The following is a 21,607-nucleotide window of genomic DNA, read 5'->3' on the forward strand; positions in this document are numbered from 1 at the left end:
ACCGGCCTGCGACTGCCCGCGACGCTCGTGTTCGACCACCCGACGCCGGCGGTGCTCGCCGCCCACCTCGCCGGGCGGCGGGCCGGCACCGTCGTCACGAAGAAGGCCACCGCCGACGAACCCATCGCGATCGTCGCCATGAGCTGCCGTTATCCGGGCGGGATCGCCTCCCCGGACGACCTCTGGCGGCTGGTCGCCGAGGGCCGCGACGCCGTTTCGGCGTTCCCCGCCGACCGCGGCTGGCCCGACCTCTTCGACCACGATCCCGCCCACGGCGGGACGTCTTACGTCCGCGAAGGCGGATTCCTCCACGACGCCGCCGATTTCGACGCCGAGTTCTTCGGCATGTCGCCGCGCGAAGCGACCGCGACGGACCCGCAGCAACGGCTGCTGCTGGAAGTCGCGTGGGAGGCGTTCGAGCGCGCCGGGATCGTGCCGGACGCGGTGCGCGGCAGCCGGACCGGCGTCTTCGCCGGCGTGATGTACCAGGACTACGCCACCCGGCTGCAGAACGTCCGAAGTGGACTTGAAGGGTACGAGGGCTATCTCGGCAACGGCAGCGCGGGCAGCGTCGCCTCCGGCCGGATCGCCTACGCGTTCGGGCTCGAAGGCCCGGCGATCACGGTGGACACGGCGTGTTCGTCGTCGCTCGTGGCGCTGCACCTGGCGTGCCAGTCGCTGCGGCAGGGCGAATGCGACCTGGCGCTGGCGGGCGGGGTCACGGTCCTGTCGACGCCCGCGCTGTTCGTCGAGTTCAGCCGCCAGCGCGGTCTGGCCGCCGACGGCCGGTGCAAGTCGTTCGCGGACGCCGCCGACGGCACCGGCTGGGGCGAGGGTGCCGGCCTCCTGCTGGTGGAACGGCTGTCCGACGCGCGCCGCCACGGCCACCCGGTGCTCGCCGTCGTCCGCGGGACGGCGGTCAACCAGGACGGCGCGTCCAACGGCCTCACCGCCCCCAATGGCCCCGCGCAGCAGCGGGTGATCCGCCAGGCCCTGGCGAACGCGGGGCTGGCGGCGTCCGAAGTGGACGCGGTCGAGGCGCACGGCACCGGCACGACGCTCGGCGACCCGATCGAGGCGCAGGCACTGCTGGAGACGTACGGTCAGGAGCGGGAAACGCCGCTGTGGCTGGGTTCGCTGAAGTCGAACATCGGCCACACCCAGGCGGCGGCGGGTGTCGGCGGCGTGATCAAGATGGTGCTGGCGATGCGGCACGGGGTGCTGCCGCGGACGTTGCACGTCGACGCGCCGTCGTCGCAAGTGGACTGGTCGGCGGGTGCCGTGGAGCTGCTGACCGAGTCGCGCGAGTGGGTGGCCGACGGGCCGCGGCGGGCGGGCGTTTCGTCGTTCGGCGTCAGCGGCACCAACGCGCACGCGGTCCTGGAGGAGGCTCCGGAGGTCGTTCCGGAGCTGGTTGCCGGCGATGCAGTGCCGTGGGTCATTTCGGCACGTACCCCTGCTGCGTTGCAGGCACAGGCGGCCGCCTTGCTCGACCGCGCCGAGCTTCCGGCCGCGTCGGTCGGGGCGGCGCTGATCTCCGCGCGGTCGCTGTTCCGGCACCGCGCGGTCGTGGTCGGCGACGATCTGGCCGGCGGCCTCACCGCGCTCGCCGCGGGCGCTCCCGCGGCCAACGTCATCACCGGTGAGGCGAGGGAGCCGGGCAAGGTTGCGCTGGTGTTCCCCGGCCAGGGCGCGCAGTGGGCCGGGATGGCCCTCGAACTCGCGGAGTCGTCGGAGGTCTTCGCGGCGCGGCTGGATGCATGCGCGGCGGCCCTGGAGTCCTTCGTGGACTGGCGACTTCGTGACGTGCTCGCCGATGCGGAGGCGTTGAGCCGGGTCGACGTGGTGCAGCCTGCGTTGTTCGCGGTGATGGTGTCACTGGCGGAGCTGTGGCGGTCGTTCGGCGTGATTCCTGACGCGGTGGTCGGTCACTCGCAGGGGGAGATCGCGGCCGCGGTCGTCTCGGGGGCACTGTCGCTTGAGGACGGCGCTCGGGTGGTGGCGTTGCGGAGCAAGGCGATCCTGGCGCTGGCCGGTGGTGGCGGAATGGTGTCCGTCGCGGCCGCGCGGGAAACCGTCGAGGAACGGCTGACCGAGGGCGTCTCGATCGCCGCTGTCAACGGACCTGCGGCCGTCGTGGTCTCCGGTACGCCGGAAGCCTTGGACGGGTTCATGACGGCCTGCCGCGCGGACGGCATCCGCGTGAAGCGCGTCCCGGTGGACTACGCGTCCCACTCGCCGCAGGTCGAGCAGCTGCGTGACGAACTCCTCGACGTCCTGGCGCCGGTGAACCCGCAGCCGGGGCACACGGCCTTCATCTCGACCGTGACCGGCGAGTGGAACGAACGGGTGGACGCCGAGTACTGGTACACCAACCTGCGCAGCACCGTCCGCCTCGACACCGCGATCGAGCGCCTGAAGTCCGAAGGTTTCGGGACGTTCATCGAAGCGTCACCGCACCCGGTCCTGACCATGGCGCTCGGGGACGACGTCGTGGCGGTGGGCTCCCTCCGCAAGAACGACGGCGGCCTCACCCGGTTCCACACCGCCCTCGCCGAAGCGCACGTCAACGGGGTCGCCGTCGACTGGACGCCGGCCTTCGCCGGTGCGCCCGCGGCCGACCTGCCGACCTACGCCTTCCAGCGCGAGCGGTACTGGCTCGACGTCCCGGAAGCCGAGCCGGTCCAGGCCGACCAGCGGTTCTGGGACGTCGTCGGCGACCAGGACGTCCCGGCCTTCGCGGGCGCCCTCGACGTCGCCGAAGACGCCCCGCTCGACGCCGTCCTGCCCGCACTGGCGAGGTGGCGCAGCCGCCGCGACGACGAGGCCACCACGGACTCCTGGCGCTACCGGATCGCCTGGCGCCCCGTCGCCACCCCACCGGCGCGGCTCTCCGGCCGCTGGCTGGTCGTCGGGGACGACGGTGTCCGGGAGATCCTGGCCGCGCACGGTGCCGAGATCGTCCAGGAGGCCGAGGACCTGACCGGGGTGGTCGCCGTCCGGCCGGACGCCGCGACCGCCCTCGACCTGACCCGGCTCGACGCCCCGCTCTGGCTCCTCACCGACGCGGCGGTGGCCACCGGACCCGGCGACCGCGCGCCCGACCCGGCGCAGGCCCGCGTCTGGGGGCTCGGCCGGATCCACGGCCTCGAGCACCCGACCCGCTGGGGTGGCCTGGTCGACCTCCCGCCGGTCCTCGACGAAGCCGCGGCCACGAAGCTGGCCGCCGTGCTGGCCGGGACCACCGGCGAGGACCAGGTGGCCCTGCGCCCGGCCGGCGTCTTCGCCCGCCGGCTCGTGCCCGCCGGAACCGCGGAACCCGCGCGGCGCTGGCGGCCCGAAGGCACCGTGCTCGTCACCGACGCCGACGGTCACGCGGCCGTCCGGCTCGCCCGCTGGCTGATCACCCGGGGCGCCACCCGGATCGTGCTCGCCGCGGCCGCCCTGCCCGGCGTCGAGACCCTGCACGGCGCCGAAGTCGTCGAGGCGCTCTGCGACGTCGCCGATCGTGACCAGCTCGCCGCGGTGCTCGAGGCCCACGGCCCGGTGCGGTCGGTGTTCCACGCCGCCGCCGTCACGGACCTGGCGCCCCTCGCCGACACCGGCCCGGACCTCCTGGACCGCGCCTGCCGCGTCAAGGCGGACGCCGCCGACCACCTCGACGCGCTGCTCCCGGACGGCCTCGACGCCTTCGTCCTGTTCTCGTCCATCGCCGCCGTCGTCGGCAGCCGCGCTCACGGCGCTTACGCGGCGGCCAACGCCCACCTCGACGCGCTCGCCGAGCGCCGCCGGGCCCGCGGGCAGGCCGCGACGTCGATCGCCTGGGGTGTCTGGGACGCCGACGAGGGCGTCGACCGGGATAGGCTGACGGCCGAAGGTGTCCCGCCGCTCGACCCCGACCTGGCGCTGACGGCGCTCGGCCGCGCGCTCGACCTCGACGACACCACCGTCGTCGTCGCCGACGTCGACTGGCCGCGGTTCGCCCCGGCCTTCGCCGCCGCGCGCCGCCGGCCGCTGCTCGCCGAGCTCCCGGACGCCGCCGAGGAGACCGCTCCGGAGCCGTCCGGATACGCCGCCCGGCTCGCCGGGCTGAGCGCGGCCGACGCCCACCGCGTGCTGACCGACCTGGTCCGCGCGCAGGCCGCGGCCGTGCTCGGACATCCTTCCCCGGCGGCCGTCGACGTCGGCCGGGCCTTCTCCGAGCTCGGCTTCGACTCGCTGACGGCGGTCGAGCTGCGCACCCGGCTGGCCGCCGCGACCGGCCTGCGGCTGCCCGCGACCCTGGTGTTCGACCACCCCACGGTCACCGTCCTCGCCGGGTTCCTCGGCGAGCTGTTCGGCACCGGGACGTCGGCCGAAGCCGCGGTGGCCACGGGGATCGCCGCGGACGAGCCGATCGCCATCGTCGGCATCGGCTGCCGGTTCCCGGGCGGGGTCCGCTCGCCCGAGGACCTCTGGCGACTGGTCGCCGCGGGCGGGGACGGCATCACGCCGTTCCCGGCCGACCGCGGCTGGGACCTCGAGGAAATCTACGACCCCGAACCCGGCGCGACCGGCAAGAGTTACGCCCGCGAGGGCGGCTTCCTCGACGACACCACCCGCTTCGACCCGGGCTTCTTCGGGATCTCGCCGCGGGAGGCGCTCGCGATGGACCCGCAGCAGCGGTTGCTGCTCCAGACGTCGTGGGAGGCCTTCGAACGCGCCGGGCTCGACCCGGCTTCGGTGCGGGGCGAACGGATCGGCGTCTTCGCGGGGACCAACGGCCAGGACTACCCGGCCCTGCTCGAACGCTCGACCGAGTCCCTGGAAGGCCACGCGGGGGTCGGCAACGCGGCCAGCGTCGTCTCCGGGCGGCTGTCCTATGTGTTCGGTCTCGAAGGGCCGTCGCTGACGGTGGACACGGCGTGTTCCTCGTCGCTGGTGGCGTTGCACCTGGCCGTGCAGGCGCTGCGGCGTGGCGAGTGCTCGATGGCGCTGGCCGGCGGGGCGACCGTGATGGCGACCCCCGGCATGTTCGTCGACTTCAGCCTCCAGCGCGGCCTCGCCGCGGACGGCCGGTGCAAGGCCTTCGCCGACGCCGCGGACGGCGTCGGGTTCTCCGAAGGCGCGGGCATGCTGCTGGTGCAGCGGCTGTCGGACGCCCTGCGCGACGGACGCCGGGTGCTGGCCGTGGTACGCGGCTCGGCGGTCAACTCCGATGGCGCGTCCAACGGCCTGACCGCCCCGAACGGCCCCTCGCAGCAACGCGTCATCCGCGCAGCTCTTGAGGATGCCGGTTTGAATCTGTCCGAAGTGGACACTGTCGAGGCGCACGGGACCGGTACGACGCTGGGCGACCCGATCGAGGCCCAGGCGCTCCTGGCCACGTACGGCCAAGAGCGGGACGAGCCGCTGTGGCTGGGCTCGGTGAAGTCCAACCTCGGGCACACCCAAGCCGCGGCCGGGGTCGCGGGCGTGATCAAGATGGTCATGGCGATGCGGCACGGCGTGCTCCCGCCGACGCTGCACGTGAACGCGCCGTCGTCGCATGTGGACTGGTCGGCCGGCTCGGTCGAGCTGCTCACCGAGCCGCGGGAGTGGACCGCCCGGCGGCCGCGGCGGGCCGGGGTGTCGTCGTTCGGCATCTCGGGCACCAACGCGCACGCGATCCTCGAACAGGCGCCGGAAGCCGTGGCCGAGGAGCGCGAGCCGGTCTTCGGGCCGGTGCCGTGGGTGCTGTCCGGACGGACCGAAACCGCCCTGCACGACCTGGCCGCCGCCCTCGCCGGCGTTGGCGGGCACCCGGCCGACGTCGGGTTCACGCTGGTCACGGCCCGGTCGCGGTTCCCGCACCGCGCGGTGGTGTTCGGTGCCGAGGCGCTCGCCGCCGTCGCCGAGGGAGTCCCGGCGACAGGCGCGGTTTCCGGGATCGCCGGAACGCCCGGCAAGGTGGCGCTCGTCTTCCCCGGCCAGGGTTCGCAGTGGCCCGGGATGGCGCTCGAACTGGCGGAGTCCTCCGCAGTGTTCGCGGCCCGGCTCGACGAGTGCGCGGCGGCCTTGGCGTCCTTTGTGGACTGGGAACTGCGTGACGTGCTGGCGGACGCGGCGGCCTTGGGCCGGGTCGATGTCGTGCAGCCCGCGTTGTTCGCGGTGATGGTGTCGCTGGCCGAGCTGTGGCGTTCGTTCGGCGTGGTCCCGGACGCGGTGGTCGGCCATTCGCAGGGCGAGATCGCGGCCGCGGTGGTGTCGGGTGCGCTCTCCCTGGCCGACGGTGCGCGGGTGGTGGCCCTGCGCAGCAAGGCGATCCTGGCGCTGGCCGGCCGCGGGGGAATGGTGTCGGTGGCCGCGCCGCTGTCCGCCGTCGAGGAGCGGCTGACCGAGGGGATCTCGATCGCGGCGGTGAACGGCCCGGCCGCGGTGGTCGTGTCCGGCGAACCGGCCGCCCTCGACGAGCTGATCGCGGCGTGCACCGCGGACGGCATCCGGACCAAGCGCGTGCCGGTCGACTACGCCTCGCACTCGGCGCAGGTCGAGCAACTGCACGAAGAACTCCTCGACGTGCTCGGTCCGATTGCGCCGCAAACCGGGGAGACGGCGTTCTTCTCGACGGTGACCGGCGAGTGGGCCGACGGCGCTCTCGACGCCGAGTACTGGTACCGCAACCTCCGCAGCACAGTGCGGCTGGACATCGCCGTCGAGCGGTTGAAGAACGACGGGTTCGGGACGTTCGTGGAGGCGTCCCCACATCCGGTGCTGACCATGGCCCTCGGGGACGACGTCCTCGCCGTGGGTTCGCTGCGAAGGGACGACGGCGGGCTCACCCGCTTCTACACCGCCTTGGCCGAAGCGCACGTCAACGGCGTCGACGTCGACTGGACCCCGGCGTTCCCCGGCGCCCGGTTCACCGATATCCCCACCTACCCGTTCCAGCAGGAGCGGTACTGGCCACAGTGGACCGCGGTCACGGCGGGGGACGTCGGCGGGCTCGGCCTCACCGACGCCGGGCATCCGCTGCTCGGCGCGGCCGTGACCGTCGCGGGCACCGGCACCACCCTGCTCACCGGACGGCTGTCCCTGAGCACCCACCCGTGGCTCGCCGATCACGCGGTCGGCGACACCGTGCTGCTGCCGGGCACCGCGTTCGTCGAGCTGGCCGTGCAGGCGGGCGACCAGGTCGGCTGCGAGACCGTCGAAGAGCTGACCCTGCAGGCGCCCCTGGTGCTGCCCCGCCGTGGCGGCGTCGCCGTCCAGCTCCGGGTCGAGACCGCTGACGAAACCGGCCGTCGGGCGCTGACCGTCCATTCGCGACCCGGCGACGACCTCGAGTGGACCCAGCACGCCGAAGGCATCCTGGCCACCGGTGTCGAGCCGGGCACGGCGCTCACCGCGTGGCCGCCGCCGGGCGCGGAACCGCTGCCCGTGGCCGGTCACTACGACACCCTGGCCGGCCACGGCTACCGCTACGGCCCGGCGTTCCAGGGCCTGCGCGCGGCCTGGCGGCACGGCGACGACCTCTACGCCGAGGTCGTCCTGCCCGCCGAGCAGCGCGCCGAAGCGGCTCGGTACGGCCTGCACCCGGCCCTGCTCGACGCAGCCCTGCACCCGATCGGCCTGACCAGCGCCCAAGCCGGCGCCCGGCTGCCGTTCGCGTGGACCGGCGTCCGGCTGTACGCGACCGGCGCGACCACCCTGCGGGTCCGGCTCGGAACACTCGGCGCGGACGGCGTCTCGGTCGCCGTCGCCGACGAAACCGGGGCACCGGTCGCCGAAGCGGAATCCCTGGTCATGCGACCGATTTCGGCTGGTCAGCTGGCCGCCGCCGCGGACCACGACGGGCTCTTCGCGATGACGTGGCAGCGCCTGGACGCCGAACCGGCCGCCCCGGCGGTGCCGCTGGGCGGGTCCGGGCCGGTCGTCTACACCGAGTGCCGGGGCGACGCGACGGCGGCCACGCTCGAGACCCTGCAGGACTTCCTGAGCGGAGACGGGCGGCTGGTCCTGGTCACCGAGTCGGCCATCGGGGAGGCGCCCGCCGACCCCGCCGCCGCGGCCGTCTGGGGCCTCGTGCGTTCCGCGCAGTCGGAGCACCCGGACCGGTTCGTCCTCCTCGACGTCGACACGACCGAGAACCTCGCCACCTGGGCCGGGGTGGCCGCCGCGTCCGGCGAGCCGCAGCTGGCGGTGCGCGGCGGCGAACTCCACGTGCCGCGCCTGGCGCGAGCGACTCCGCCGCTGCGGGAGCACGCTTGGAACCCGGACGGGACCGTCCTGCTCACCGGCGCGAGCGGCGTGCTCGGCGGGCTGCTCGCGCGGCATCTGGTGACCGTCCACGGCGTCCGGCACCTGCTGCTGCTCAGCCGCAGCGCCCCCGACCTCGGCGGGCTGGCCGACGCGTCCGTCACCGTGGTCGCCTGCGACGTCGCCGACCGGGCCGCCCTCGAAGACGCCTTGGCGACGATCCCGGCCGAGCACCCGCTGACCGCGGTGATCCACGCGGCGGGCGCGCTCGACGACGGCGTCCTCGAAGCGCTGAACCCGGAGCGGCTCGACACGGTGCTGCGGCCCAAGGCGGTCGCCGCGCGGCACCTGCACGAGCTGACCGAGGACCTGGAGCTCGACGCGTTCGTCCTGTTCTCCTCCTTCGCGGCGACGATGGGCGGCGCGGGCCAGGCGGGCTACTCCGCGGCCAACGCCTACCTCGACGCGCTCGCTCAGCACCGCCACGGCCACGGCCTGCCCGCGACCTCGCTCGCGTGGGGACTGTGGGAGGCCCGCAGCGGCCTGACCGCGCACCTCGGCGACGACGACGTGTCGCGCCTCGGGCGGTCCGGCGTCCGCGCCCTGCCGACCGACCGCGCGCTGCGGCTGTTCGACCTCGCCCTCGGGACCGGCGAGCCGCTGCTCATGCCGGTCGCCCTGGACCTCGCCGCCTGGCGCGCCCGCGGGGACGTCCCGCCGCTGCTGCGCGGGCTGATCAGGACGTCCGGACGGCGGGCCGTGCGCGACGGCGTCCCGGCCGGACCCGGGCTGGCCGAACGGCTCGCCGGGCTGCCGGAAGCCGAGCAGCTCCGGGTCGTCGACGAGGTCGTGCGCGCCCAGGTGGCGGCGGTGCTCGGGTATGCCTCGGGCCACGCCGTCGAGGCCGGGCGCGGCTTCCTCGACCTCGGGTTCGACTCGCTGACCGCGCTGGAGCTGCGCAACCGGCTCAACGCGGTGACCGGGCTGCGGCTGCCCGCCACGCTGATCTTCGACTACCCAAACCCGGACGCGCTCACCAAGCACCTGTGCGCCGAGCTGCCCGCGGACGGGGCGAAGGCCGTCCTGCCCGTCCACGCCGAGCTGGACCGGCTGGCCGCGGTGCTCGCCGCGACCGAGACCGAGGCCGGCGAACGCGACCTGGTCACCGAGCGCCTGCGCGGGCTGCTGGCCCGGTGGATCGCGACCGACGACCGCCGGGCGGACTCCGGCCCGGAACTGGCCGACGCCACCGCCGAGGAGATCTTCGACCTCCTGGACGACGAACTGGGGATGTCCTGAATGTCGAACGAACAGAAGCTCCTGGACTACCTCAAGCGCGCCACGGCCGACCTGCGCGAAGCCCGCCGCCGGCTGCAGGAGAACGAGGACCGCGCGCAGGAGCCGGTCGCGATCGTCGGCATGAGCTGCCGCTTCCCCGGCGGGGTCCGCACCCCCGAACAGCTGTGGGACCTCCTCGAAGCGGGGGAGGACGCGGTCGGGGCGTTCCCGGCCGACCGCGGCTGGGACCTCGACGCGCTGTACGACGCCGACCCCGGCAGCGCGGGCACCAGCTACACCCGGGAAGGCGCGTTCCTGCACGACGCAGCCGACTTCGACGCCGGCTTCTTCGGGATCTCCCCGCGGGAAGCCCTGGCCATGGACCCCCAGCAGCGGCTGCTGCTGGAGACGTCGTGGGAAGCCTTCGAGCGCGCCGGCATCGACCCGACATCCGTGCGCGGCTCGAAAGTAGGCGTCTACGCGGGCGTCATGTATTCCGACTACGCGGCCCGGCTGTTGCTCGCCCCCGAGGTGTTCGCGGAGTTCGAGGCGTTCCTCGGCAACGGCAGCGCGGGCAGTGTCGCCTCCGGCCGGATCGCCTACACCCTCGGGCTGGAAGGCCCGGCCGTCACGATCGACACGGCGTGTTCGTCGTCGCTCGTGGCGTTGCACCTGGCCTGCCAGGCCGTCCGGCTCGGCGACTGCTCGCTTGCGCTGGCCGGCGGTGTCACGGTGATGGCCACGCCGGGCACGTTCACCGCCTTCAGCCGCCAGCGCGGTCTGGCTGCCGACGGCCGCTGCAAGCCCTTCGCCGACGCGGCCGACGGCACCGGCTGGGGCGAAGGCGCCGGGATGCTGCTCGTCGAACGCCTTTCCGACGCGCGTCGCCACGGGCACCCGGTGCTCGCCGTCGTCCGCGGTTCCTCTGTCAACCAGGACGGTGCGAGCAGCGGCTTGACCGCGCCGAACGGGCCGGCGCAGCAGCGGGTCATCCGGGCCGCACTGGCGAACGCCGGTCTGTCCACTTCGGACGTCGATGCGGTCGAGGCTCACGGCACCGGAACGACGCTGGGCGACCCGATCGAGGCGCAGGCGCTGCTGGCCACCTACGGCCGCGGCCGTCCGGCGGACCGGCCGTTGCTGCTCGGTTCGGTCAAGTCGAACCTCGGGCACACGCAGGCCGCCGCCGGGGTGGCCGGGGTGATCAAGTCCGTCCAGGCCATGCGGCGGGGCGTGCTGCCGCGGTCGCTGCACATCGACGCGCCTTCGTCCCAAGTGGACTGGAGCGCCGGGGAAGTGCGGCTGCTCACCGAGGCGACGCCGTGGCCGGAGACCGGGCGGCCGCGGCGGATCGGCGTCTCGTCGTTCGGCGTCAGCGGGACGAACGCGCACGTGGTCCTGGAGCAGGTTCCGGCCGAACCCGCTCCGCCGCCGCGCGTGGCTTCGGGGCCGGTGCCATGGGTGCTGTCGGCGGACTCTCCGGAGGCGTTGCGCGGGCAGGCGGCTGCGCTGCTCGCGCACGACGGCGATCCGGTCGACGTCGGGTTCTCGCTGGTGAAGGCGCGGGCGTTGCTGAGCCATCGAGCGGTGGTCGTCGGCTCGGGCGGGCTCGCTGCGCTGGCTGCCGGGACGCCGGGTGCCGATGTGGTCACCGGGGAGGCGTCGGCCTGCGGCAAGGTGGCGCTGGTCTTTCCGGGGCAGGGTTCGCAGTGGGCCGGGATGGCGCTGGAGCTGGCGGCGTCGTCGCCGGTGTTCGCAGCGCGTCTCGACGAGTGCGCGGTGGCGCTCTCGTCCTTTGTGGACTGGTCGCTGCGCGCGGTGCTGGCCGACGCGGAGGCGTTGAGCCGGGTCGACGTGGTGCAGCCCGCGTTGTTCGCGGTGATGGTGTCGCTGGCGGAGCTGTGGCGGTCGTTCGGGGTGGTGCCCGATGCCGTTGTTGGGCACTCCCAGGGCGAGATCGCGGCCGCGGTCGTCTCGGGAGCACTGTCGCTTGAGGACGGCGCTCGCGTGGTGGCGTTGCGGAGCAGGGCGATTCTGGCGCTGGCGGGCCGCGGTGGCATGGTCTCGGTGGCGGCGCCCTTGGAAACGGTCGAAGCGCGGCTTACCGATGGGCTGTCGATCGCCGCGGTGAACGGTCCCGCCGCGGTGGTGGTTTCCGGTTCGCCCGCCGGGCTGGACGCTTTTGCCGCGGCCTGCGAGGCCGAGGGGATCCGGGCCAAGCGGGTGCCGGTGGACTACGCGTCCCACTCGGCGCAGGTCGAGCAGCTGCGCGACGAGCTTCTGGACGTGCTCGCCCCCATCACTCCCCAGCGTCCCGGGACCGCGTTCATGTCCACCGTGACCGGCGAGTGGGCCGAAGCGCTGGACGCCGGGTACTGGTACACCAGCCTGCGCAGCACCGTCCGCTTGGACATCGCTGTCGAGCGGCTGAAGAGCGAAGGCTTCGGGACGTTCATCGAAGCGTCGCCGCACCCGGTGCTGACGATGGCGCTCGGCGAGGACGTGGTCGCTCTCGGCTCGCTACGCCGGGACGACGGCGGGCTGAGCCGCTTCCACGCGTCGCTCGCCGCGGCGCACGTGGCCGGGGTGGCGGTCGACTGGACGCCGGCGTTCCCGGACGGCCGGATCGCCGACCTCCCGACCTATGCGTTCCAGCGCAGGCGCTACTGGCTCGACGCGCCTCGCCAGGAGGTGTCGGCGGACCCGGCGGACGCCCGCTTTTGGGCCGCGGTCGACGGCGGTGACCTGGGCGCGCTGGCGGAGCTGATCGACGTCCCCGCGGAGACGTCGTTCGCCGAGCTGCTCCCCGCCCTCGCCCGCTGGCGGCGGCTGCGCCAGGAGAGGTCCACTGTGGACTCCTGGCGGTACCGGGTGGAGTGGAAGCCGCTGCCCGAGCCGGAGGCGGGGGTGCTGGCGGGTCGCTGGGTGGTGGTCGCCCCGCCCGGAACGGACGCCACGGAGGTGACGAGCTGCCTCGCGGCCGCCGGCGCCGAGCCGGTGGTGCTGGAATGGCCCGGCGATGGTCTCGCGGACAACGATTTCTCCGATGCCGACGGCGTCGTCTCCCTCCTTCCCGATGCCGCGGGCACCCTCCGCTTGGCCCAGGCCCTCGACGGCACCGCCGCGCCCCTCTGGCTCCTGACCCGCAACGCCGTCACGGCCCTCCCCGGCGACCTGGCCCCCGCCGCCGATCCCGCGCAGGTCTGGGCCCTCGGCCGCGTCATCGGGCTCGAACACCCCGAACGCTGGGGCGGCCTCATCGACCTCCCCGCCACCCTCGAACCCCGAGCCAAGCGGCGCCTGGCCGCCGTCCTCGCCGGGCTCGACCACGAAGACCAGGTCGCCGTCCGGGCCTCCGGGCTCTTCGCGCGCCGGCTCGCGCACGCACCCTCGGCCGAACCCGCCCGCCGCTGGCGGCCCGAGGGCACTGTCCTCGTCACCGGCGGCACCGGCGCCCTCGGCGGGCACGTCGCCCGGTGGCTGGCCCGGTCCGGCGCCGAGCACCTCGTCCTCGTCAGCCGCCGCGGCGCCGACGCCCCCGGCGCCGCCGAACTCGCCGCCGAGCTGGGCTGCCGGGTCACCTTCGCCGCCTGCGACCTCGCCGACCGGGACGCCGTCGCCGCGCTCGTCCGTGACCACCACGACATCCGCGCGGTCGTCCACACCGCCGGGCTGCCGCAAGCCGCAACCATCGCCGACACCAGCGTGGAAGACTTCGCCGAAGTCCTCGCGGCCAAGGCCACCGGCGCCGACCACCTCGACGAACTCCTCGGCGACGACCTCGACGCCTTCGTCCTCTTCTCCTCCAACGCCGGTGTCTGGGGCAGTGCCGGCCAGGGCGCCTACGCCGCCGCCAACGCGCACCTCGACGCCCTCGCCGCCCGCCGACGCGCCGCCGGGCGGAAAGCCACGTCCGTGGCCTGGGGGTCCTGGGCCGGCGACGGCATGGCGGGCAGCGCCGAAGCGAAGGACCACCTGCGCCGCCGTGGCCTGCGCGAAATGGCCCCGGACCGCGCCGTCGCCGCCCTCCAGCGCGCCCTCGACGCCGACGAGACCTTCGTGGCCGTCGCCGACATGGACTGGCCGCGGTTCGCCGCCGGGTTCACCGCCGCCCGGCGCCGTCCGCTGATCGAGGACCTGCCGGAAGTCCGCGTCGAGGAGGTCGTCACCGAGGTCGGGACCGGCCTCGCCGAGGCGGTCCGGACGCTCGGCCCGCGGGAGGCCGCGCACCACGTACTCGACCTGGTCCGCGCCCAAGCCGCCGCCGTGCTGGGGCACGACTCCGGCGCGGCCGTCCCCGCCGACCGGGCCTTCCGCGAACTCGGCTTCGACTCGCTGACCGCCGTCGAACTCCGCAACCGGCTGACCGCCGCGACCGGCGTCCGCCTCCCGTCGACCGTCGTCTTCGACCACCCGCACCCGCGCGCCCTGGCCGGTCACCTCCTGCGCGAGGTGACCGGAACCGAACCGGCCGCCACGACCGCCACGGCCACGGCGTCCGACGAGCCGATCGCCATCGTCGCCATGGGCTGCCGCTACCCGGGGGGCGTGGCCTCGCCCGAGGACCTGTGGCGCCTGCTGGCCGACGGCGCGGACGGCGTCGGCCCGTTCCCCGCCGACCGCGGCTGGGACCTGGCCGCGCTCTACGACCCGGACCCGGCGAACCTCGGCACGAGCTACACCCGCGAAGGCGGGTTCATGACTACGGCGGCGCAGTTCGACGCCGGGTTCTTCGGCATCTCCCCGCGTGAAGCCCTGGCCATGGACCCGCAGCAGCGCGTCCTGCTGGAGGCGTCGTGGGAGGTCTTCGAGCGCGCGGGTCTCGACCCGGAGTCGTTGCGCGGCAGCGGAACCGGCGTGTTCGTCGGCGCGACGTCGTCCGGGTACGGCGTCGGCGCGCGCGACGAGTCCGGCGGCTCCGAAGGCTACCTGCTGACCGGCAGCGCCCCGGCCGTCGTCTCCGGCCGGCTGTCCTACACGTTCGGCTTGGAGGGCCCGGCCGTCACCGTCGACACGGCGTGCTCGTCGTCGCTGGTCGCGCTGCACCTGGCGTGCCAGTCGCTGCGGCAGGGCGAGTGCTCGATGGCCCTCGCGGGCGGCGTCACCGTGATGGCGCACCCGGCGGCGTTCGTCGAGTTCAGCCGTCAGCGCGGCCTCGCCGAGGACGGTCGCTGCAAGTCCTTCGCCGACGCCGCCGACGGCACCGGCTGGAGCGAAGGCGTCGGCCTGGTGCTGCTGGAGAAGCTGTCGGACGCCCGCCGCCACGGCCACCCGATCCTCGCGGTGGTCCGCGGCTCGGCGGTGAACCAGGACGGGGCCTCCAACGGGCTCAGCGCCCCGAACGGCCCGTCGCAGCAACGGGTGATCCGGGCCGCGCTGGCGAACGCCGGCCTGCGGCCGTCCGATGTGGACGCCGTCGAGGCGCACGGCACCGGCACCCGGCTCGGCGACCCGATCGAGGCCCAGGCGCTGCTCGCGACGTACGGCCAGGACCGCGACCGGCCGCTGTGGCTCGGCTCGCTGAAGTCCAACATCGGGCACACGCAATCTGCTTCGGGCGTGGCCGGGGTGATCAAGATGGTGCTCGCCATGCGGCACGGTGTCCTGCCGCGCACGCTGCACGTCGACACCCCGTCGTCGCAAGTGGACTGGTCGGCGGGGGCGGTGGAACTGCTCACCGAGGAACGCGAGTGGGCGTCCGACGGCCCGCGCCGCGCCGCCGTCTCGGCGTTCGGGGTGAGCGGCACCAACGCGCACGTGGTCCTCGAACAAGCCGAGCCGGTCGCGGTCCCGCCGGCCGGCCCGGACGCGACGCCGCCGCTCGTCCCGCTGTCGGCCCGGAGCGCCACGGCGTTGCGTGCCCAAGCCGACCGGCTCCGGGGAACCGGACTGGCGCCGCAGGACCTCGCGTACTCCCTGACGTTCACCCGCGCCACGCACGATCACCGCGCGGTCCTCGTCGCGAGCGGCGACGAGCTCGACCGGGCCCTGGACGTGCTCGCCGACGGGGGCACCGACGCGGCCGTGGTTACCGGCACGGCCGACCGGGACGCCCTGCTGGCGGTGCTTTTCACCGGTCAGGGTGCCCAGCGGGCCGGGATGGGCCGGGGTCTCCATGACCGCTTCCCGGTGTATGCCGAAGCGTTCGACGCGGTGCTCGCGCACTTCGGTCCGGAGCTGCGCGAAGCCTTCGAGGATGCGTCGCTGCTGGATCGGACCGAGTTCACCCAGCCCGCGTTGTTCGCGGTCGAGGTGGCGTTGTTCCGGCTGGCCGAGTCGTTCGGCGTGCGGCCGGATTTCGTGGCCGGGCATTCGATCGGCGAGATCTCGGCCGCGCACGTGGCCGGTGTTCTGTCCCTGGAGGACGCTTGCCGCCTGGTTGCTGCCCGCGCGTCGCTGATGCAGGCGCTCCCGGCCGGCGGCGCGATGGTGTCGATCGCCGCTCCCGAGTCCGCGATCACCCTGACCGAAGGTGTCTCCATCGCGGCGGTCAACGGACCCGAGTCGGTGGTGATCTCCGGCGAGGAGGCCGCGGTCCTGGAGATCGCGGCGAAGTTCCCGAAGACCAAGCGGCTGACCGTGAGTCACGCGTTCCACTCGCCGTTGATGGATCCGATGCTCGACGAGTTCCGCGCGGTCGCCGAGACGCTGACGTACCACCCGGCGGAGATACCGGTGCTCTCGAATGTGAGCGGTGCTCTCGCTTCGTCGTTCACGGCGGACTACTGGGTGCGGCACGCGCGTGAGGCGGTCCGATTCGCCGACGGAGTGTCCACTCTGGAGGATGCCGGGGTCGGCGTGTTCCTGGAACTGGGGCCCGACGGTGTGCTCAGCTCGATGGTCCCGGGTACCGCGATCCCGGCCCTTCGCCGCGACCGCGACGAGGAACGCACCTTCTTCACCGCGCTGGCCCGGCTGCACGTCCACGGCGTCGACCTGGACTGGGAGAGCCTGTACGCCGGATCGGCCGGGCGGGCCGTCGCGCTGCCGACGTACCCCTTCGAACACCGCCGGTACTGGCTCGAACCCGCCCGTCCGCAGCCGGCCGCCGACACCGAGGACGCCGAATTCTGGGCCGCCGTCGAACGCGGTGACCTGGCCCGCGACCTCGCCGTCGACGAAGATCTCGCCGACGCCATCCAGCCCGCGCTCCAGGCCTGGCGCACCCGCCACCGCGAGGCGAGCACCGTCGAATCGTGGCGCTACCGCGTCGCCTGGCGGCCGCACCCGATCGCGGCCGGACGGCTGTCCGGCACCTGGCTGGTCGTCGGTACCGCGCCCGCGGGGATCGCGGAAGGCCTGGCCGAGCGGGGTGCGGAGGTCCGTACCGTGCCCCTCGAACGCCTGGGTGAGGTGCAGGACATCGCCGGAGCGCTCGCGTTCCCGGCCGACCTGGCCGAAGCCCTCACCGTGTTGCAGGCCGACCTGCCCGGCCCGCTCTGGCTCGCCACCACCGCAGCCGTGCGCACCGGCCGGTCCGATGCCGCCCCCGAGCCGGCCCTTGCGCAGGTCTGGGGCCTCGGCCGGGTGGCCGCGCTCGAACTCACCGGCCGCGAAATCGGGCTCCTCGACCTCCCGGCCACCCTCGACGACCGCGGCCACGACCGGCTCGCCGCCCTCCTGGCCGCGGGCACCGGCGAAGACCAGGTGGCCCTGCGGACGTCCGGCGCGTTCGTGCCCCGGCTCGTCCGCGCCCCGGCGGACGCCACCCCCGGCACCTGGCGACCCGAGGGCAGCGTGCTGATCACCGGCGGCACCGGGGCCCTGGGCGGCGCGCTCGCCCGGACCCTGGCCGCCCGCGGCACCCGGGATCTCCTGCTCCTGAGCCGTCGCGGCCCGGACGCCCCGGGCGCGGACGAGCTCGCGACGCAGCTGCGTGACCTCGGCGCCGACCCCGAAATCGTCGCCTGTGACGTCACCGACCGCGCGGCACTGGCCGGAGTCCTGGATGGACGGAACGTGACCGCGGTCTTCCACGCCGCCGGGTACGGCCGGTTCACGCCGATCGCCAAATCGTCCACAACGGACTTCGCCGAGGTCGTCAGCGCCAAAGTGGACGGTGCCGTCCACCTCGACGAACTCCTCGGCGAGGTCCAGGACTTCGTGCTTTTCTCCTCCATCGCCGGAGTCTGGGGCAGCGGCCACCAAGGCGCCTACGCGGCGGCCAACGCGCACCTCGACGCCCTCGCGGAACGCCGCCGCGCCACCGGACGCGCCGGGACGTCGGTCGCCTGGGGCCCCTGGGCGGGCGCCGGCATGGGTGCCTCCGAAGAAGGCGACGAGCTCCTTCGCCGGCGCGGTCTGCTCCCGCTCGACCCGAACCTCGGGCTGCGCGCGCTCCTGCAGGCCGTCGAACTGAACGAGACCACCGTCGTGGTCGCCGACGTCGACTGGGCGAAGTTCGCGCCGTCGTACGCGGCGGCCCGGCCCCGGCCGCTGATGAGCGAGCTGCCCGAGTTCGCCGTCGACGAGAACACCGGTGAGCGCGGCACGGCCGAGCTGACCACCCGCCTGGCCGCGCTGCCCGGCCCCGAACGCCGTCGCGTGCTCCTGGACGTCGTGCGCGTCCGCGCCGCGGCGGTCCTCGGCCACGACGGCGCCGAGGCCATCGAGCCCGCGCGGCCCTTCAAGGACCTCGGCTTCGACTCGCTCACCGCCGTCGAGCTGCGCAACGGCCTCGCCGCCGAAACCGGCCTCACCCTGCCCTCGACGCTCGTGTTCGACCACCCGACCCCGGCGGACCTGACCGACCGCCTGCTGGCGGAGATCTTCGGCGCCGACACCCCGGAGCGGCCCACGGCCGCGGCCGCCGTCGACGACGACCCGATCGCGATCATCGCCATGAGCTGCCGCTACCCGGGCGGGGTCCGCTCGCCGGAAGACCTCTGGCGCCTGGTCGGCGAAGGCGGCGACGGCATCGCCCCGTTCCCCGCCGACCGCGGCTGGGACGTCGGCGCGCTGTACGACCCGGACCCGGGCAAGAGCGGCCGCAGCTACACCCGGGAGGGCGGCTTCCTCGACGGTGTCACGGAGTTCGACGCCGGGTTCTTCGGCATCTCACCCCGCGAAGCTCTGGCGATGGACCCGCAGCAGCGGCTGCTGCTGGAGACGTCGTGGGAGCTGTTCGAGCGCGCCGGCATCGACCCGCACGCGCTGCGCGGCACGAAGACCGGGGTGTTCGCCGGCACCAACGGCCAGGACTACGTCACCCTGCTCGGCGCGTCCGACGGCGTCGAGGGCCACTTGCTGACCGGGAACACCACCAGCGTCATCGCCGGGCGCGTCTCTTACACCTTCGGGCTGGAAGGGCCGTCGGTCGCGGTCGACACCGCGTGCTCGTCGTCGCTGGTTGCGCTGCACCTGGCCGGCCAGTCGCTGCGCCGGGGCGAGTCCACGCTGGCCGTCGCCGGCGGGGTCACGGTCATGTCGACGCCGGGGGCGTTCGTCGAGTTCAGCCGGCAGCGCGGGCTGGCCCCCGACGGCCGGTGCAAGCCGTTCGCCGAGGCGGCCGACGGCACCGGCTGGGCCGAGGGCGCGGGCCTGCTCCTGCTGGAACGCCTGTCGGACGCGCGGCGCAACGGTCACGAAGTCCTGGCGCTCGTCCGCGGTTCGGCGATCAACTCCGATGGCGCGTCGAACGGCCTGACCGCGCCGAACGGGCCGTCGCAGCAACGCGTGATCCGCGCGGCACTGGCCGACGCCGGACTCGAACCGTCCGATGTGGACGTCGTCGAGGCACACGGCACCGGGACCACGCTGGGCGACCCGATCGAGGCGCAGGCCGTGCTGGCCGCCTACGGCCAGGACCGCGAAACCCCGCTGTGGCTCGGTTCGGTGAAGTCGAACATCGGGCACACGCAGGCCGCCGCCGGAGCCGCCGGGATCATCAAGATGGTCATGGCCATGCGCCACGGCGTGCTGCCGAAGTCCCTCCACCTCGATGCACCGACGTCCCATGTGGACTGGACAGCCGGTGCGGTCGAACTGCTCACCGAGGCCCGCGAATGGCCGGCCGACCGGCCGCGCCGGGCCGGGATCTCCTCGTTCGGTATTTCCGGCACCAACGCGCACACCATCATCGAGCAGGCCGAACCCGCTCCCGAACCGGCCGCGGCCGAGGTCACGGGGTGGGTGCCGTGGCCGGTCTCGGGCCGGTCGGTCGCCGCGCTGCGCGCCCAGGCCATCCTCCTGTCCGAAGTGGACGCCCGCTCGGCCGACGTCGGATTCTCCCTGACCACCGGCCGGGCGGCCCTGGACCACCGTGCCGTCGTGCTCGGGACGACGGCCGAGGACTTCCGGACGGGCCTGGCCGCGCTCGCCGGCGGCACGCCCGCGCCCGAGGTCGTCCAGGGCGAGGCGGCCACCGGCCCGCTCGCCGTGCTGTTCACCGGCCAGGGCGCCCAGCGCGCCGGGATGGGCCGGGAACTCTACGACCGGTTCGCGGTCTACGCCGACGCGTTCGACGAAGCCTGTGCGCACCTCGACCCGCACCTGGAGCACCCGCTGCGCGACGTCGTCTTCGCCGAGCCTGGCACCGAGGCGCAACTGGACCGGACGGCCTACACCCAGCCCGCGCTGTTCGCCGTCGAGCTGGCCCTGTTCCGGCTGGCCGAGAGCTGGGGCGTGCGGCCGGACCACCTCGCCGGCCACTCGATCGGCGAGCTGGTCGCGGCGCACGTCGCCGGGGTGCTGTCGCTGGCCGACGCCGCCGAGCTGGTCGCCGCCCGCGGCCGCCTGATGGAGGCCCTGCCGGACGGCGGGGCGATGGTTTCGCTGCGCGCCGGCGAGGAAGCCGTGGCCGCCGAGGTGGCCAAGACCGGTGGCCGGGCCGGCATCGCGGCGGTCAACGGGCCCGGTTCGGTCGTCGTCTCCGGCGACGAGGACGTCGTGCTGGCGCTGGCCGCCGGGTTCGCGGCGGCCGGTGTGCGGACCAAGCGGCTCAAGGTGAGCCACGCGTTCCACTCGCCGCGGATGGACGCGATGCTCGACGACTTCGCCGCGGTCGCGCGGCGGCTGACCTACCACCCGGCCGAACGCGCCGTGGTTTCCACGGTGACCGGGCGGCTCGCCGGGCCGGAACTGTCCACTCCGGACTACTGGGTGCGGCAGGTGCGGGCGTCGGTGCGGTTCGCCGACGCCGTCGCCACCCTGGCCGGCCTGGGCGTCCGGACGTTCCTCGAAGCCGGCCCGGACGCCGTGCTCAGCGCGATGGCGGCCGACTGCCTCGGCGAGGACGTGGTGGCCGTGCCGCTGCTGCGCCGCGACCGGCCGGAGGAGCGCACGTTCGCCACCGCGCTCGCCGGGCTGTGGGTCCGCGGCGTCCCGGTCGACCTCTCGGCCGCGTTCACCGGCGCCCGCCGCGTCCCGCTGCCGACGTACGCCTTCCAGCACCGCCGCTACTGGCCCGAGGTTTCGGCGCCCGCCGGGGACGTCGGCGCGGCCGGGCTCACCGACGCGGCACACCCGCTGCTGGCCGCGACCCTGCCGCTGGCCGGGGGCGACGGTGTCGTCCTCACCGGGCGGCTGTCCCTCGCGACCCAACCGTGGCTCGCCGACCACGCCGTGCTCGGCACGGTTCTCCTGCCCGGCACCGCCTTCGTCGAGCTGGCGATCCGCGCCGGCGACCAAGCTGGCTGCCCGGTGGTCGAGGAACTGACCCTCGCCGCGCCGCTCGTGCTGCGCGAGCAGGACGCCGTCGCGATCCAGGTGGCGGTCGCCGGCCCGGACGACGACGGCCGTCGCGAACTGACGATCCACTCGCGTCCGGAGGGCCGCGACGACTGGACCGCGCACGCCGCAGGCGTCCTCGCACCGGCAGCCACGGCACAACCGGCCTCCTGGGCCGAATGGCCGCCCACCGGAGCGGAACCCATTGCGGTCACCGGCTTCTACGAGACTCTCGCGGCGTCCGGGTTCGGCTACGGACCTGCCTTCCGCGGCCTGCGCGCAGCCTGGCGCCTCGGCGAGGAGATCTACGCCGAGGTCGCGCTGCCGGAGCCGCAGGCGAGCGGGTTCGGCCTGCACCCGGCTCTGCTGGACGCCGCGCTGCACGCCCTGGGCCTGCGCGGCGGCGGCACCGGTCCGCGGCTGCCGTTCGCCTGGACCGGCGTCA

The 21,607-nt window shown here is 74.5% G+C and carries 2 protein-coding genes; both read left to right on the forward strand.

What is annotated here, in order from left to right; translation table 11 throughout:
* Positions 1–9,516 (forward strand): beta-ketoacyl synthase N-terminal-like domain-containing protein (locus tag ACWEVN_RS32440; protein ID WP_452053816.1); only part of this gene is annotated, 9,516 nt, incomplete at its 5' end.
* The coding region (locus ACWEVN_RS32445; RefSeq protein WP_452053817.1) for a type I polyketide synthase at positions 9,517–21,607 on the forward strand (12,091 nt) is incomplete at its 3' end.

It is taken from the genome of Amycolatopsis sp. NPDC003861, assembly GCF_053605405.1.